This is a genomic window from Ruania rhizosphaerae, assembly GCF_009805705.1.
Lineage (GTDB): Bacteria > Actinomycetota > Actinomycetes > Actinomycetales > Beutenbergiaceae > Ruania > Ruania rhizosphaerae.
Genome location: NZ_VSMB01000019.1, coordinates 1 through 14,641, shown reverse-complemented (window position 1 = coordinate 14,641; position 14,641 = coordinate 1). Strand labels below are relative to the sequence as shown.

Below are 14,641 nucleotides of genomic sequence, written 5' to 3'. Positions count from 1 at the left end.
AAGTTGATCACGACCTCACTCAGGCGGCGCGGTGCTGGATCGAACGATCACCTCCGGCGGCGGGTCGGTGAACACCCCCAGCTCGGTCGGAGTTCCTGCGAGCAGGGCCGACACCTGCTCGACCGCCCGCACTCCGAGCGCACGCATCGGCAGCTTGACCGTGGTCAGCGAGGGTCGGACCACGTCGGCGATATCAGCATCATGAATCCCGACGACCGAGAACCGGCCAGGAACGTCGATACCGGCATCCGCTGCGGCGGCGAGCAGGCCGACGGCTGACATCACATTGGCCACCACCACCGCCGTCGGGAGCACTCCACGTGCCCGGAGCTCATCCAGCCCGCGCGCTCCCGACTCGGGACCGAAGCCGGTGACCACGGGCGAGGAGGACACCAGACCCGCGCTTCTCATCGCGGTGGCATAGCCCTCGCAGCGCGCCGCCGAAGGCTGACCCTCACCGCCCACGAAGGCGATATCGCGGTGACCGAGCTCGATGAGGTGCTCGGCCGCCATCCGTCCCGCCGCCAGGTCGTCCACGGCGATCCACGAGTCGTGCGGATCGGCCTGGCGCTCCACCAGCACCACCGGAGTCGGCCGCGCCCGCAGGTGCGCCAGCACTTCCTCGTCGATCAACCGATCCTGCCGGAGCACGATCGCATCGATCGATCCTCGCCCCAGCAGCCGAGCGAGAAAGTGGCTCCCCGAGCGCATCCAGACGACGTCACCCAGCACCACCGCCCACCCTCGTTCCTCGGCGGCCTCGTAGATGCCGTGGAACAACTCCTTGTACGCCGGATTCTCGAGCTTCTCCACCACCACCGCGATCGTGCCGGCCTGCTGACGCCGCAACGCTCGCGCCGCATCGTTGGGCACATATCCCGCCTCGGCGATCGCTGCCTCAATGCGCTCCCGCGTCGCATGGCTCATCCGCGTGTGGGTCGTGCCGTTGAGCACAGCCGAGACGGACGAGACCGAGACACCGGCAAGACGCGCGATTTCTTTCTGGGTCGCCATTCGATCGATCGTAGCTGGCCGATCACTGGGGAATCACGATTTCGCTCTTGACCCGGGAGGCCATCGTCTCTAGTGTGACGCAACGACACGTCACTTCGCTTGAAAGACAGCAGGGCAGGCATCGAAGCGCTTCCTGTCCTCCTGATTCCCCGCGGTCGTCCACGTCACAGCCGACCTCCACCCGGGGCTGCTGCGTACCGTCTGCCGACACATCGGGACAGGACGTTGCCCTGCACAGTGCGTGAATCCCGTCCCAGCCGGGACAGAACAACCCAAGGAGGCACTCCACATGCAACGGAGCATTCCCCAGAAACGACTCGGATCGCGCATACGCGCAGGAGTTGCCGCGGGAGCCGCGATGGCCGTCGTGGCCACCGGCTTGGCGACGGCGCCTGCTGCAGCGGACGAGACCTCGGACCTTGCCGAGCTTCTCGACCTCACACGTCCAGAGCTGGCCGATGTGGCCGCCGAGCTCGCCGATGGCGACGCGGAGGGCGCTGCGGAGGAGTTGCAACAGTTCTACGCCGACCGGACGGACGTGGTTCTTCCCGAACCCAATCGAGCAGGTGTCGGCCAAGCGAGTGCGGACGAGCTGGCGGAGGGAATCTTCCGCTTCGACGGCGTCACGCGCGACTTCTACGACGAGGAAGCCCAGCGCATCGACGTCGACTGGCAGGACACCTGGGATGGCACGGAGGAGGAACCGGGCAAAGGTCAGGTATGGATGTCCGATTTCGCCTTCATGCCGACGCTGACGCGGGCCTACATGAGCGAGCAGAATCCACAGGTTCGCGCCGAGTACGCCCAGGCGTGGATGGAGATCACGCTCGACTTCTTCGCCGACAACCCGGACTGGCCGCGAAACAAGAACCTCGCGGGCGCGAAGCGTCTGTCGCAGTTGATCACCTCCTTCTCCGTGTTCCGCACCGAGCCGACGATCGACGCGGGCGAGCTGGTGGACTACCTGATGGGTACCGCCGCCACCACCGATCACCTCGTCGACGCACTACCCGCACACCGGGGAAACAACTGGTACCTGTCGATGGCGCGCTCGATCTACCTCGCCTCGGTGTACCTGCCGGAACTGGCTGACGCCTACGAGCAGGAGCACTTCGCCGTCCGGTCCTTCGAGTCGTTTCTGACCCAGCACGGTGCGCAGTTCAAGGGTGACAGCGTGTACCGCGAACCCACGGTCAACTACCAGGCCTACGCCGCGGACCTGGTCAATGCGACCATCGAGGTGGCCGACCTCAATGACCGCACGCTTCCTGCCTCGATCATCCGGGCCACTGACTGGATCGCCGATTCCCTGTTCGCCACCCGCATGCCCAATCTCGAGGCACCGCTCTTCGGGGACGCGGGTAATGTCGATGCAGGGCAGCGCACCATCGCCGCGAGCGGCGAGCGCAACTCGTGGTCTGACTTCAGCTGGGTCGCCTCCGATCGCGCCGAGGGCACCGCTCCCACTCTGGGCTCGACGATCTACCCGATCAGTTTCGCCGTGCAGCGCTCGGGCTGGGACGCCGACGCCCGGTACATGCACATCAACAACCAGAACACCTCCTACACCTACTCCCACCGGCACCCGGACGACCTCAGCCTCATCATGGCCGCCTACGGCCGCCCGCTGATCGTCGATCCCGGGTCCGGTGACTACACCTCGACCGGACACAACAGCTGGATGCGCCGTGAGACTGAGGCGCACAACACGATCGAGGTGGACGGCCAGCCGCAGGAAGCCGGCATCACGCGCGCCTCGTACCTGTGGCGCTCGAACGAGGGCCTCGACGTCTACCGCGGCGAGGCCCATGGGTACCGGCCGGTCATCCATGACCGCGTCGTCTACTTCGTCAAGCCCGGATTCTGGATCGTCTCCGACGCCCTCACCGGTGACACCGAGACCCATGACTACCGCCAGCTCTGGCACTTCCCCGGCGATCCGGTCTCGGTCGCCCCGGAGACGGACGTCGCCACGGTCGGCTTCGACACGGTTCCCGGAGCTGACCCCGTCTCCGGTGTACAGCTCGTGCCCGTCGGTGCTGGCAGCACTGATGTCGCGCCGACGGTTCACGAGGACGGTGCAGCGCGCGTCGGAGACGAGGTCCGCACGGACATCGACTTCCTGTCCTACGACTGGACGACCGAGGGAGCGACCGGGCTGGACACCGTCGTCGTTCCCGGGGAGGCCGGACCGGCCCCCTCGGTGACGGCGGACCGCATCGAGATGCCCGGGGTGGACCACTCCGTGGCGAGCGCCCTGGAGATCGACCTCGAAGGAGCCACCGGCCAGTTCTACCTCTCCCGTGAGGAGGTACCGTCGTCGCGGTCGTTCGGCAGTGCCACCACCGACGGCGAGACGGCCTACCTCGAGCGTGACGACGCTGGCACCCTCACCCGGTACGCGCTGACCTCAGGATCATCACTGACCGACGACGGCGCCACGATCGCCACCGCCTCCGGAACCGTCTCCGACCTCAGCGTCCGACTCGAGGGCGACACCGCCGAGGTCTCGCTCTCGGACCCCTTCACCGGGACGCTGCAGCTCAGTGCTGCCTCCGCCGACGAGGTGCTGGTCAACGGTGAGCTGACGGAGTTCACTCGCGCCGGCGAGGTGATCACGATCTCCCTCGCAGAGTCGTTCACGCCGGCGCTGCTGTTCGAGGACGACTTCGACGAGAGCAGCCTGGAGAGCACCGCCTACGACTTCGCGGACGGTTCGCTCCAGGGCTGGCGGCCGCGGCCGGGTGACAGCTGGGAGCTCGGCGGCCCCGACGGAACGCAACTGGCGCAGACGTCCACCGCGAACCGCCAGTCGTTCGCGATCCAGCAGGACGTACCTGCGGACGTCCACATCTCCGCAGAGATCGTGCCCGGGGATCGCAGCTACGCCACGGCACGGACCGGTCTCGCGTTCCGCTACAACGACTCCCGCAACTATTACCGGGCGAACGTGGTCAAGACGCGCGAGGGTGTGTCGCTGCAGCTGCTGAAGATCTACAACGGCGAACTGACAGTTCTCGACGAGGCCGACCTCGCCATCGACCCGGACGCCGCGCACACCCTGTCCGTCTCAGCGGTAGGACGGAACCTGGTCGCGACCGTGGGCGATACGTCGGTCTCGGTCGATGACGGCCGATTGCCGACAGGTGGGGTCGGTGCCTTCACGCATCGGCAAGCGACGCTGTTCGACAACATCACGATCGCTGAGGCGCTCGACGAGGATCACTGGCAGTCCGTCCGCGGTGACATCTCGGTCGACGCGGGTCAACTGCAGATGACGCCCACCGGCGACCGTGCCCACGCCTTGCTGACCTCGGCCTTGCCGTCACGGTTCTCCGACACGTGCGACTACGCCGTGACCACCACGATGACGCTCGGTGACACCGGGTCCGCAGGGATCTCGTTGCGAGACAACGGGAACTCCTACGGGTACCGCATCCACATCGGCAAGACCAGCCGTAATACCCAGTACGCGAGCATCATCCGGGAGGCGCATCGGTCCGGACCGGAGAAGATCGGTGGGGCGTCGGTGTCCCACAGCCTCGACGGGCCGGTCGAGCTGGGTGCCACGATCCACGGCGACCACATCACCGTGACCCTGAACGGTGAGACCATCCTCGAGGCACGCGACACCCTGGTCCGCAGCGGCGGCGTCGGGCTGTATGCAAATTCGGAGGCCTCGTTCGAGAACGTGAACGTCTCGGGCGGGTGCGAACCTCCCGGGTCGGACAACGGCGCCGAGCTCGCTCCCTGGGAGGAGGATTCCACGTACACCGAGGGCGACCGCGTGACCTACGAGGACGCCGTCTGGTCAGCGTCCTGGTGGACGCAGGGCCAGGAGCCGGGTGACCCGTACGGCCCGTGGCAGGAGATGGCCACCACCGCCGGCGGCACGGCCTGGACGCCCTCGCGGATCTTCACCGAAGGCGACGTCGCTGCCCACGACGACCAGCGCTATCAGGCGCAGTGGTGGAGCAGGAACGACCAACCCGGCGATCCGCACGGGCCGTGGGAGCCGGTCGAAGGGTAGTCCGCCACGCGCCGGTCCCCGGCACGAAGCGCCCGTCCCGTCCATCGGGGCGGGCGCCTCGCCGACGCGAGCGGGTCGTGAACCGAGACGACGGCTGGGAGCAAGACCGTGCCACATCTGGCACAGAGGCGCTGTGGGCCGTCGGTTGTGTACAGCCCTGACGCCCTGAGAGCGCTTACCATGTGCCCATGGCCTCCGTGACCCTCAGCGATGTGGCCCGCGAGGCGGGCGTCTCCTTGGCGACGGCGTCACGCGCCATCAATGGCAGCGCCAACCGGACCGTGCGCCCCGACCTGCAGCAACGTGTGCTCGCCGCCGCAGCCCGGCTCGGGTACTCCCCCGATGCCAACGCCCAGGCGATGGCGCGCGGTCGCACGTCCACCTTGGGCCTGATCGTCCACGACATCGCCGACCCGTACTTCTCCTCCATCGCCGCAGGTGTCACGACGGCGGCGGAGGCCGCCGGGCTGATGGTCACGCTCGCCAGCACCGGGCATCGTCCGGAGAAGGAGCTGGCGTTCATCGACGTGCTGCAGAGCCAGCGAGCCCGCGCCATCGTCATCGCGGGTGGCCGCCAGGACGCCGAGGAGGCCAACGAGCGCCTACGAGCCGCCCTCGCCACCTACCGCTCTCGCGGCGGCACGGTCGCCGTCATCGGTCAGCCGATCCTGGATGTGCACACCGTCGCGATCGACAACGTCGGCGGGGCAGCGGAGCTGGCGCGCGCGCTGCACGGGCGCGGCTACCGGGAGTTCGCGGTACTCACCGGGCCCGCACCGCACCTGACTGCCCGCGAGCGCACCGAAGGATTCACGACGGCGTTGGCCGGCCTCGGCGTGGAGGTACCCGCCGATCGCGTGGTCGCCTCCGAGTTCACCCGGGACGGCGGCTATGAGGCCATGACCGAGCTGATCTCTCGGCAGGCCGATCATCGGCGTCGCGACGGTCTCGGCTCGCTTGCCGTCTTCGCCGTCAACGACGTGATGGCGATGGGCGCGATGGCCGCCACCCGGGATGCCGGCATGCGGGTGGGTGAGGACGTCGGGATCGCCGGTTTCGACGACATCGTCACCCTCCGGGACGTCACGCCCGGGCTGAGTACGGTGGCGGTCCCGCTCGTGGACGCGGGCGTGCGCGCCACCCGGATGGCGCTGGACTCCGACGGTGACGCTGTCGTGGAGCAGCTCGATGGCGCAGTCGTGCTGAGGGATTCGACCCCGGGGCCCTGACCGGCGCTCTGGCACCGCTGTCATCGGTTGCGCTTATGGTGTGCGTGTGACGTACCGGGTACATCACACGCACACCACAAGCAGGTCGCGAGCAGGCTGATCAGGGGAACAGCCGATCAGTGACGGTCAGCCGATGAACTGGCTCAGCCAGGCCAGATCGTCCGGCTGGTCGATCCGGTAGGAGCCGCCGATACCGGTGCAGGTGGAGTTGACCCCATAGGAGGTGACTCCGACGACGACGTTGGAGTCCTCGATGAAGGTGGGCCCGCCGGAGTCACCGGAGCAGGTGCCGCCGGTGTTGGCGTTGTTGGTGAGCGTCACGGAGTTGCCCGCGCCCTGCTCGCCGAACATCCGGTCATCCCGGATGAGGTCCACGGTGGCCTGAAGCTTGATCCATTCGGCCTCGGTGAGCTGGGCAGTTCCGTTGTCCGGGAGGCTGCGCTGAAGGCCGTATCCGACCACGTCGAGGGAGTCACGGTCCTTCTTCTTGGTGGCGAGCTGGTCGTCCCAGTACCCCTGCTCGGGCAGCTGGCCGTAGGATTCGAAGGCGACCGGTTCGTCGAGTTCGACCACGCCAACGTCGTGCAGGTAGAACGCGGCGTCGTCGTACTCCGGGTGGGAGTAGGGGGTGCCAGTGGCGTCGGCCGCGTCGAGATCGAAGATGTCCGGTCGTTCATCGCCCTGGAGGTCGTCTGCGAACCAGATCGCCACGGCATCGGCGCCGAAGGTGCAGTGGCCGGCGGTGAGATAGGTGTCAGCATCCATCATCGTGCCGGAACAGCGCCAGGAGGGCTGCAGAGCCCCGGACTCGTCCTCCACGTAGGCGATCATCAGACCGACGTTGGGGTGCTCACCGGCGTCGTCCTCGCCGTAGCGGATGGCACTGGCCGGTACCGCGGTAGCGGCGATGAGTGCCAGGCCGATCGCGCCGGCGGCGAGTGTGCGGATGCGCGTCATTGCGTGATTCCTCTCGTATGGGCAAAGCGGTGGGGGAACAGTACGACACGGCGGTCGTCCGCGCGCGCTGTTTCGCAGCCGAAAGTTCTCTGCGCTCGACTGTGGCGCAGGCGAGTATGGGACTACTCGCCGGCCAGCTCGACCACGGCGAGCCCGTCGAACTTCCGGAAGTCACGGTCGAACGTGACAATCCGGATTCCGAGACCGGTCGCGATCGCCGCCAGGTAGGCATCGGTCACGAGGGCGCCGGTAGCACCAGACTGCGTGCACGCCGACGCGAAGCGTTCCAGATCCAGCGCCGGCCCGGGCATCGCCGACCATGCCGGCGCAGACTCCATCGCTCGGAGGAAGCCGAACGCCTCGTCAATGCTGGACGGTACCGTGAAGACCCGCCTGTTCGTCACGATGCGCACGAAGCCCGTGGCCACCAGGTCCGGTAGCGCCACGGCCTCAGTTCCGTTGATCGCCGCGTTCAGGAACGCCGCAGCCGGTTCATGGTGCGGGTGGCTCGGACGGTGCGCGGCCACGAGAACGTTGACATCGGGGATCAGCATGCGTCACCGCAGCTTCGCGGGCGGGATGCCACCGTCGATGGCCTCCTCGATCGATTCCTTAGAAGTCAGGTCAACTCCTGCGAGCGGGCCGGTGTCGCCCGAGAACACCGGCAAGGACACCGGCGGGCGCCGTTCCTCCGTCTCGGCCAGGACCCGGCGCAGCGCCTCCTCGACGAGTGATCCGAGCGTCTCTCCACGTTCACCGGCACGCCGCCGTGCCTGCCTGAGCACCGCGTCGTCGATATTCACCGTAGTTCGCATGAAGCCATGCTACCCGGGGCTCGCATCACAGACATCAGCCTCGCGCATCACCCGCATCACGCACCCTCCACCCATACTCCCCACCCAGTTGCAACCTCACCGCCTGCTGCGCCCATCCGATCTCCACTCAGAGCCTTGCTCGGCCAGTCTTGACCCGCCAGTCTTGACCCGCCAACGAACCGCACCGTATGCTGCGGAAAGCGCATTCCGCTCGTGGCCTGGCCCTAGTGAGACCGCAGCCCCGCACCCCCGATCCTTCAGGAGCACCTATGAGCACCCGCACCCTGCGCATCGCGATGAACGGCATCACCGGCCGGATGGGGTATCGCCAGCACCTGCTCCGGTCGATCCTGCCGATCCGCGACCAGGGCGGGATCACGCTCGCCGACGGCACCAAGGTGCAGGTGGAGCCGATCCTCGTGGGCCGCCGCGAGAACGCCCTCGCCGAGATCGCCGCCGAGCACAACATCGCCGAGTACACCACCGACCTGGACGCCATCGTCACCGACGAGCGCACCGACATCGTCTTCGACGCCTCGATGACCAGCCTACGCCCGGCCACCCTGACCAAGGCGATGAAGGCCGGCAAGCACATCTTCACCGAGAAGCCCACCGCCGAGACCCTGGACGAGGCCATCGAGCTGGCCCGCCTGCGCGCCGAGACCGGAGTCACCGCCGGAGTCGTCCACGACAAGCTGTACCTGCCTGGCCTGGTCAAGCTCCGCCGTCTGGTGGACGAGGGCTTCTTCGGCCGCATTCTCTCCCTGCGTGGGGAGTTCGGCTACTGGGTGTTCGAGGGCGAGCACCAGGCCGCCCAGCGCCCGAGCTGGAACTATCGCTCCGAGGACGGCGGCGGCATGACCACCGACATGTTCTGCCACTGGAACTACGTGCTCGAGGGCATCCTCGGCTCTGTGAAGTCCGTCACCGCGAAGACCATCACCCACATCCCCACCCGCTGGGACGAGAAGGGCGCCGAGTACAACGCCACCGCCGACGACGCCGCGTACGGCATCTTCGAGATCGCCGGCCCGGGCGGGGAGGACATCGTCGCCCAGATCAACTCCTCCTGGGCCGTGCGGGTTTACCGCGACGAGCTGGTCGAGTTCCAGGTCGACGGCACCCACGGGTCGGCCGTCGCGGGCCTGAACAAGTGTGTCGCTCAACAGCGCGCCCACACCCCGAAGCCCGTCTGGAACCCCGACCTGCCGGTCACCGAGTCCTTCCGCGACCAGTGGATGGAGGTGCCCGCCAACGGCGACCTCGACAACGGCTTCAAGGCCCAGTGGGAGGAGTTCCTGCGCGACGTGCTCGCCGGGCGCGAGCACCGTTACGACCTCCTCTCGGCCGCGCGCGGCGTGCAGCTGGCCGAGGCGGGCCTGGCCTCCTCCGCCGAGGGCAAGCGCGTCGAGCTGTCCCCGATCTCGCTGTGAGCGGCATGACCACCCCTGCGAGTACCGCAACCACGATTCCCGACGGCGCGGCTCCCCCGGCCGATCTATCTCGCCTGTCCCTCAACACCGCCACCACGAAGGCCCTGACCCTCACCGAGGCGGTCGAGGTCGCCGCCGAAGCCGGGCTGGGCGCCGTGGGGTTGTGGCGGGACCGGGTAGCCGAGGCGGGCCTGGAAAATGCAGCCAAGATCGTGGCAGACGCAGGTCTGCGGGTCTCCTCGCTGTGCCGCGGCGGGTTCCTGACCGCCGCCGACGAGTCCGGTCAGTCCGAGGCGCTCGGGGACAACCGAGCTGCGATCGTCGAGGCCGCCACACTCGGCACGTCCGAGCTGATCATGGTGGTCGGAGGGCTGCCCGACGGCAACAAGGACATCGTCGCGGCCCGCACCCGGGTGGCGAACCGCATCGCCGAGCTCGCGCCGTTCGCGGCCGAGCACGGCGTGCGGCTGGTGCTCGAACCGTTGCACCCGATCTTCGCCGCCGACCGGGCCGTGCTGTCCACGCTGGGGCAGTGCCTCGACCTGGCGACGGAGTTCCCACCCGAGCAGGTGGGCGTGGTGGTCGACACCTATCACGTGTGGTGGGACCCGGCCCTGCGCGACCAGATCGCGCGAGCGGGCCGGGAGAACCGGATCGCCTCCTACCAGGTGTGCGACTGGATCCTGCCGCTGGCGGCCGACCCGCTGCTCTCACGCGGCTTCATGGGCGACGGGTACATCGACTTCCCCACCATCACCCGGTGGGTGAGCGAAGCCGGGTACACCGGTGACGTGGAGGTGGAGATCTTCAACCAGGAGATCTGGGATGCGCCCGGCGCGCAGACCGTCGCCACCATGGCCGAGCGGTACAGCCGGCTCGTTCACCCCTACCTCTGAGGCGCCGAGTGGCGAGTGGCGCGATCCTGCTTAGGATGAGACTCAGGGGAGTTACTAGGGGAATGTGGTCCAGCACAGTTCGCACACCGACGAGGAGGCGACGATGACGGACGCAACTGGTAGCACCGAGCCCATCGCTGAGGTTCGCGAAGGGATGACGGTCTTCGACTCCAGCGGAGAGAAGGTCGGCACAGTGAGGGACGTCCAGATGGGCGATCCGCAGGCCGTCACGGCACAGGGCCAGGGCGGCGGTGGTGAGAACGGCAATGTGGTGACCTACCTTGCTGAGGCGTTCCGCCCCGGGAGCCTCGACGACACTGTCAGGGAGCGGCTCGCTCGCCTCGGCTTCGTCCGGATCGACTCGAGCGGACTGTTCCACCGGGACCGCTACACCACCAGCGACGAGATCGCCGCGGTGGAGGATGACGCCGTGCACCTCTCGGTCCCGGGCGACCAGCTGATCCACTGACGCCGCCCCTCCGTCCGGCGAGGGATATCGTGGGACGGACGAGAGGTGGTTGCCATCAAGGGGGCAGACGAGTTCGTCCTGGAGGGCTCAGCTGAACCTGCTGCTGAGGTCCCCAAGGCGTCCCGACGGCGGCAGGTGCCGCGCATCGGCGGCTCACCCTGGCCATGGGTTGCCATGGCGACGGCGCTGATCGCGGCCGCCGTGATGGTCTCCCCTGGGCAGCGCCCCGACCCGGACCCGCCGGCCATGGCGTGGACAGTTCGTATCTCCGAGGGCCGAGCACCCCAGGTCTGGGTTGTCGAGAGCCAGGCTCTGGTCACCACCGCGACCGGCGTCACTGCCCTCGACGTCACCACTGGAGACAGGATGTGGTCCGTACCGCTCGAGGACCCCGCCTGCACCGAGATCGACAACCAGCTCACATGCGTCCACGGCGCGGGCGAGGACGCCGCTATCGCCACGATGACCACCGGCGGTGACATCGTGGCCGATCGCCTCTTCCCTGGGGCAGATGTCGCGCACCAACTGGGCGACGATCTCCTGGTCGGCGGGCAAGATCCGGAGCAGGACGGCCGCTGGCTGGGCCGGTACGGCAACAACGAGGGATGGCCCGGACGCTGGCTGCTGGACTCAGGGGATCTGGGCGACAACGATCGATGGCAGACGATCATGCTCAGCCAGGGTGTCGTCACGATCTCCGACCGTGTGGTCGACGAGAACTTCGACGGTGATGCGATGGCCGCCGACCTCGACACCGGCGCCGCCCAGCCAGCTGTGCAACGACGCGTCGGTGGCTACTCGGTCTCCGGCATCGGACCCGGTGGACAGACGGAATTCGTGATGCCGCTCGACAGTGGTGATGTGCGGGTGCCCGGCCATCCCGATGCGGTTGTGGGACGCAGCGGCGTGTACACCGGGGCCGGCGGAGAAGAGCTCCTCGAACTTGCCGGACTCCCGGTGGTGGCACTCGGTGATGATGTCATCGCGTCCGTCGTCGACCAGAGTCGTTGGCGACCCGGGCGGTTCGCCACCACCATCGAGCGGGTCGACGTACCGACCGGAGAGAGCCGGTGGAGGCTGCCGCGTAGCGCGATGGCGTCCTGCCCGTGCGCACTCAGCGAGGACTCGCTCGTCCTCACGCAGGCTTCTCGCGGCGAGCAGGTCGAGGCGTACGGTCCCGTGCCTGTCGTGGACACGCTACTCAACGTCGATCCCGAGACCGGCGAGCACCGCTGGGCCCTCCCGATCTCATCGATACCGGAGGCGCTCGCCACGCAGGGCAATCAGACCGTTGTACTCATCGACGGTGATCTGACCGCCTACACCGATCGCTGAGCGCCCGGAGCTGGGACATGATGGGCGCGATGGGGCGAGGAGACGAGGACGAGTTCGCACTTGAGGGCGGCGAGTCCGTCGAGAGTGCGACCCGCGATGCCTCTCGACGGCGCGGGGTCCGTGGGCCAGGAGGGTCCCCGTGGCTGTGGGTCACGGCAGCCGTGGCATTGATCGCGGCTGGAGTCGCCGTCTCGCCCGGCGGAGAACGTCCGGCGCCGAGACCACCGGCAACCGCGTGGACCGTTCAGATCACCGAGGGCCGCGCACCCCAGGTGTGGGCGATCGAGGATCAGGCTCTGGTCACCACCGCGGCCGGCGTCACCGCCTTCGATGCCGCCACCGGCGATGAGGTGTGGTCGGTGCCGCTGGCGGACCCTTCCTGCACCGAGGCCGATGGCGAACTCACTTGCGTCCACGGCGAAGACCAGGACGCCACCATCGCCATCGTGACCGCCCACGGCCAGACCACCGAGCACGTGTCACCGTTCGCGAACGTGGCCGTAGCGGTCGGTGACGCTCTACTCGTAGCCGGAGGGACGTCGTCGGTACACCCCTGGGTGGACCGCTACGACCCGGGTGAGACCGAGCGCACGTGGCGGGCACGACTCGATTATCCCCTCGGTGAGGGCCGCTGGGCACGAGCGATCCTCAGCCAAGGCGTCGCCACGTTCTACACCCCGATGACCGATCCGGAGACGTTCGTTCCGATGATGGCGGTGGATGCCTCCACGGGTGAACTCAGGCCGGTGGTCATCCCGACACCGCGGGGGTACCTGGTCGGAATGAATGCCGACGTGGAGCGGAACCTTGACCAACTTCTCCCGGCTGCGGGTCCGGGACTCGACCTCCCGGAACATCCTGACGCCGTGCTCACGACCGAGGGGGTCCTCACCGCCCCGGAAGGCGACGCGGTGTATTCGAACGGCGGCAGCACCGTGGTCGCCGCACTCCGTACAGACCTTCTCGAGTGGGTATTCATCCCACCCGAGGGACCGTGGGAACCGTCGTCACCACCCGACAACCTCCCGGGCACCTTCCGTCGCGTGGACGTCACCACCGGGGAGTCCATCTGGAGCACACCGACCGAATCGCTCGTCGGCTGCCCGTGCACCATCAACGACACGACGGCGGCGTTGATCACCAGCAACTGGAGCGAGGCGGAAGCTCAGTTCGGTGTCGAGTCGATCCACGGTTTCGACCTCGATACCGGCGACGCGGAGTGGTCGATCCCGTTGTCGAGGGCCCCGGAGGCGATCGCGTCAGATGATCGTCACTTCTACGTCCTCATCGACGGTGCCGTGACCGCATACGCGGACCGTTGAGGTCTCGCACCATGGTCAGCGAACCGGCTGACGAACAGGCATCGGTGCCGCAGTTGCCTCAGGATGCCGCAGCAACTCAGCGCTCTCACCTGTGGGCCTACCAGACCGCGCAGATCCAACGCCGCGCGCTGACGTGATGTTGTCGATTTCGCGCCGAAGTCCCCGTCGACGGGTGGTGTCGGCGGGGTCCGGGGCGGAGCGGTCAGAACGGTGGCGGGTCGGTGCCGCCAGTCCCAGCAATCCTGCCCGTCCTGCTCGTGCTGCCGCTGCTGGTGTGCGCGGCGGTCTGGTGGGTCGTACTCGCGGGGGCGTGCTCGCCAGTGGGTGGTCGCACCTGATGGCGGCGGGTGGGCATGCCCTGGGCGGCCGCCCGCATCGAGGCCAGGGCACGCTGCCGGGCCCGGATCACCGGCCCGCCCCGCGTGCCGGGAAGCAGGAAGGTGCTGGCCGGGGTGACCAGGTACTGGGTCCCGTGCGGGTCACACCAGTAGTAGGTACCCGGGTTGAGCATCACATAGGACCACCCGTCATGGGTTTTGCATCGGTGGTGGCGGCGACACAGACTTCCGAGATTGGCCGAACTCGTCGGCCCGCCCCGCTCGTGCGGGGTGATGTGATCCCGGTCCGCTGACCGGGCCGACCGATTGCAGAACGGGAACGCACAGGTGCGATCGCGCAAGATCGCCTGCTCACGAAGCTTCGGGCTGGCCTCATAGGTAGTAGCCGAGTAGTCCTCGGCCAGATCGATCACCGGGCGCACGATCACTGTCCCCGCGGCCCCGCACCAGGACCGCACCTGCTCGGTCGTGACCGGCGAGCGCGTGTTCTCGCACCGACCCACTCGAGGATCGAACCCGCTGTCGGCAGACAGGTGAAGGTAGAGCATCACCGTGCGCCCGTTCACCCCGGGGTCTGCGACCGGGCCGGAACCGCCCGCCGCACCGGGGGTACTGGGGGTACTGCCGCGGCTGCACGTGCCGATGCTGGTGCTGCCTGCGCTGACATCGCCGATGCTGGCCGTCTCCGCACTGGCCGCCGCACCACCATCCGTCTCCGCGCCGACGGCGCCAGCCGGCAGCGATACCTGCCCGCGAGCAAGGTCACCCAGAGCGATCGAGCGGCGCACGTCCTCACTCGCATC

Annotated in this window: 12 protein-coding genes; 7 read left to right on the top strand and 5 right to left on the bottom strand. The window is 68.0% G+C overall.

All coding sequences use genetic code 11. The annotated features are described in order from the left end of the window. Positions 1–15 precede the first annotated feature (15 nt). Positions 16–1,014 carry a LacI family DNA-binding transcriptional regulator gene (locus FV560_RS18680; RefSeq protein WP_159623257.1) on the bottom strand — a complete coding sequence of 333 codons (999 nt, stop codon included), beginning with the start codon at positions 1,012–1,014 and terminating at the stop codon, positions 16–18. Positions 1,015–1,372: 358 nt separating this feature from the next. Between FV560_RS18680 and FV560_RS18675 the strand changes: the two genes are divergently transcribed. Continuing rightward, positions 1,373–5,044 carry a heparinase II/III family protein gene (locus FV560_RS18675; RefSeq protein ID WP_159623255.1) on the top strand — a complete coding sequence of 1,224 codons (3,672 nt, stop codon included), beginning with the start codon at positions 1,373–1,375 and terminating at the stop codon, positions 5,042–5,044. 188 nt (positions 5,045–5,232) lie between these two features. Continuing rightward, complete coding sequence (locus FV560_RS18670) at positions 5,233–6,273, top strand: LacI family DNA-binding transcriptional regulator (RefSeq protein ID WP_159623253.1); 1,041 nt, start codon at positions 5,233–5,235, stop codon at positions 6,271–6,273. Between the two features lie 126 nt (positions 6,274–6,399). Here the strand turns inward: FV560_RS18670 and FV560_RS18665 are convergent, their stop codons facing one another. From FV560_RS18665 to FV560_RS18655, 3 genes are all read right to left on the bottom strand, one after another. Beyond that, on the bottom strand, positions 6,400–7,230 hold the full coding sequence (locus tag FV560_RS18665) for a trypsin-like serine protease (protein ID WP_159623251.1): 831 nt from the start codon (positions 7,228–7,230) through the stop codon (positions 6,400–6,402). Positions 7,231–7,352: 122 nt separating this feature from the next. Next, a complete protein-coding gene (locus FV560_RS18660; protein WP_159623249.1) occupies positions 7,353–7,784 on the bottom strand; it encodes a TA system VapC family ribonuclease toxin in 432 nt (143 codons plus the stop codon). Between the two features lie 3 nt (positions 7,785–7,787). After that, complete coding sequence (locus FV560_RS18655; protein ID WP_159623247.1) at positions 7,788–8,045, bottom strand: type II toxin-antitoxin system VapB family antitoxin; 258 nt, start codon at positions 8,043–8,045, stop codon at positions 7,788–7,790. Positions 8,046–8,314: 269 nt separating this feature from the next. On the opposite strand from FV560_RS18655, the gene FV560_RS18650 reads away from it, so the two are divergent. The 5 genes from FV560_RS18650 to FV560_RS18630 all read left to right on the top strand — a co-directional run bounded on the left by FV560_RS18650 (position 8,315) and on the right by FV560_RS18630 (position 13,500). Next, positions 8,315–9,478 carry a Gfo/Idh/MocA family protein gene (locus FV560_RS18650; RefSeq protein WP_159623245.1) on the top strand — a complete coding sequence of 388 codons (1,164 nt, stop codon included), beginning with the start codon at positions 8,315–8,317 and terminating at the stop codon, positions 9,476–9,478. A 5-nt stretch (positions 9,479–9,483) separates the two neighbouring features. After that, positions 9,484–10,374, top strand: coding sequence for a sugar phosphate isomerase/epimerase family protein (locus FV560_RS18645; protein WP_159623243.1), 891 nt, complete (start codon positions 9,484–9,486; stop codon positions 10,372–10,374). A 103-nt stretch (positions 10,375–10,477) separates the two neighbouring features. Continuing rightward, entirely contained in the window at positions 10,478–10,843 is a 366-nt protein-coding gene (locus tag FV560_RS18640) for a PRC-barrel domain-containing protein (RefSeq protein WP_159623241.1), read from the top strand. Between the two features lie 45 nt (positions 10,844–10,888). Further along, positions 10,889–12,178 (top strand): hypothetical protein, encoded by a 1,290-nt coding sequence (locus FV560_RS18635; RefSeq protein ID WP_159623239.1) that lies wholly within the window; start codon positions 10,889–10,891, stop codon positions 12,176–12,178. 29 nt (positions 12,179–12,207) lie between these two features. Beyond that, positions 12,208–13,500, top strand: a complete 1,293-nt coding sequence (locus FV560_RS18630; RefSeq protein WP_159623237.1) for a PQQ-binding-like beta-propeller repeat protein — start codon at positions 12,208–12,210, stop codon at positions 13,498–13,500. A 202-nt stretch (positions 13,501–13,702) separates the two neighbouring features. Here FV560_RS18630 and FV560_RS18625 read toward each other — a convergent pair. Further along, positions 13,703–14,641: HNH endonuclease signature motif containing protein (locus FV560_RS18625; RefSeq protein WP_200837803.1), on the bottom strand; the 939-nt coding region annotated here is incomplete at its 5' end.

What these genes read in the sequence shown, in the direction of transcription:
- FV560_RS18680 (WP_159623257.1), bottom strand. Translation starts at nt 1,014, where the DNA reads ATGGCGACCCAGAAAGAAATCGCGCGTCTTGCCGGTGTCTCGGTCTCG.
- FV560_RS18675 (WP_159623255.1), top strand. Translation starts at nt 1,373, where the DNA reads ATGGCCGTCGTGGCCACCGGCTTGGCGACGGCGCCTGCTGCAGCGGAC.
- FV560_RS18670 (WP_159623253.1), top strand. Translation starts at nt 5,233, where the DNA reads ATGGCCTCCGTGACCCTCAGCGATGTGGCCCGCGAGGCGGGCGTCTCC.
- FV560_RS18665 (WP_159623251.1), bottom strand. Translation starts at nt 7,230, where the DNA reads ATGACGCGCATCCGCACACTCGCCGCCGGCGCGATCGGCCTGGCACTC.
- FV560_RS18660 (WP_159623249.1), bottom strand. Translation starts at nt 7,784, where the DNA reads ATGCTGATCCCCGATGTCAACGTTCTCGTGGCCGCGCACCGTCCGAGC.
- FV560_RS18655 (WP_159623247.1), bottom strand. Translation starts at nt 8,045, where the DNA reads ATGCGAACTACGGTGAATATCGACGACGCGGTGCTCAGGCAGGCACGG.
- FV560_RS18650 (WP_159623245.1), top strand. Translation starts at nt 8,315, where the DNA reads ATGAGCACCCGCACCCTGCGCATCGCGATGAACGGCATCACCGGCCGG.
- FV560_RS18645 (WP_159623243.1), top strand. Translation starts at nt 9,484, where the DNA reads ATGACCACCCCTGCGAGTACCGCAACCACGATTCCCGACGGCGCGGCT.
- FV560_RS18640 (WP_159623241.1), top strand. Translation starts at nt 10,478, where the DNA reads ATGACGGACGCAACTGGTAGCACCGAGCCCATCGCTGAGGTTCGCGAA.
- FV560_RS18630 (WP_159623237.1), top strand. Translation starts at nt 12,208, where the DNA reads ATGGGGCGAGGAGACGAGGACGAGTTCGCACTTGAGGGCGGCGAGTCC.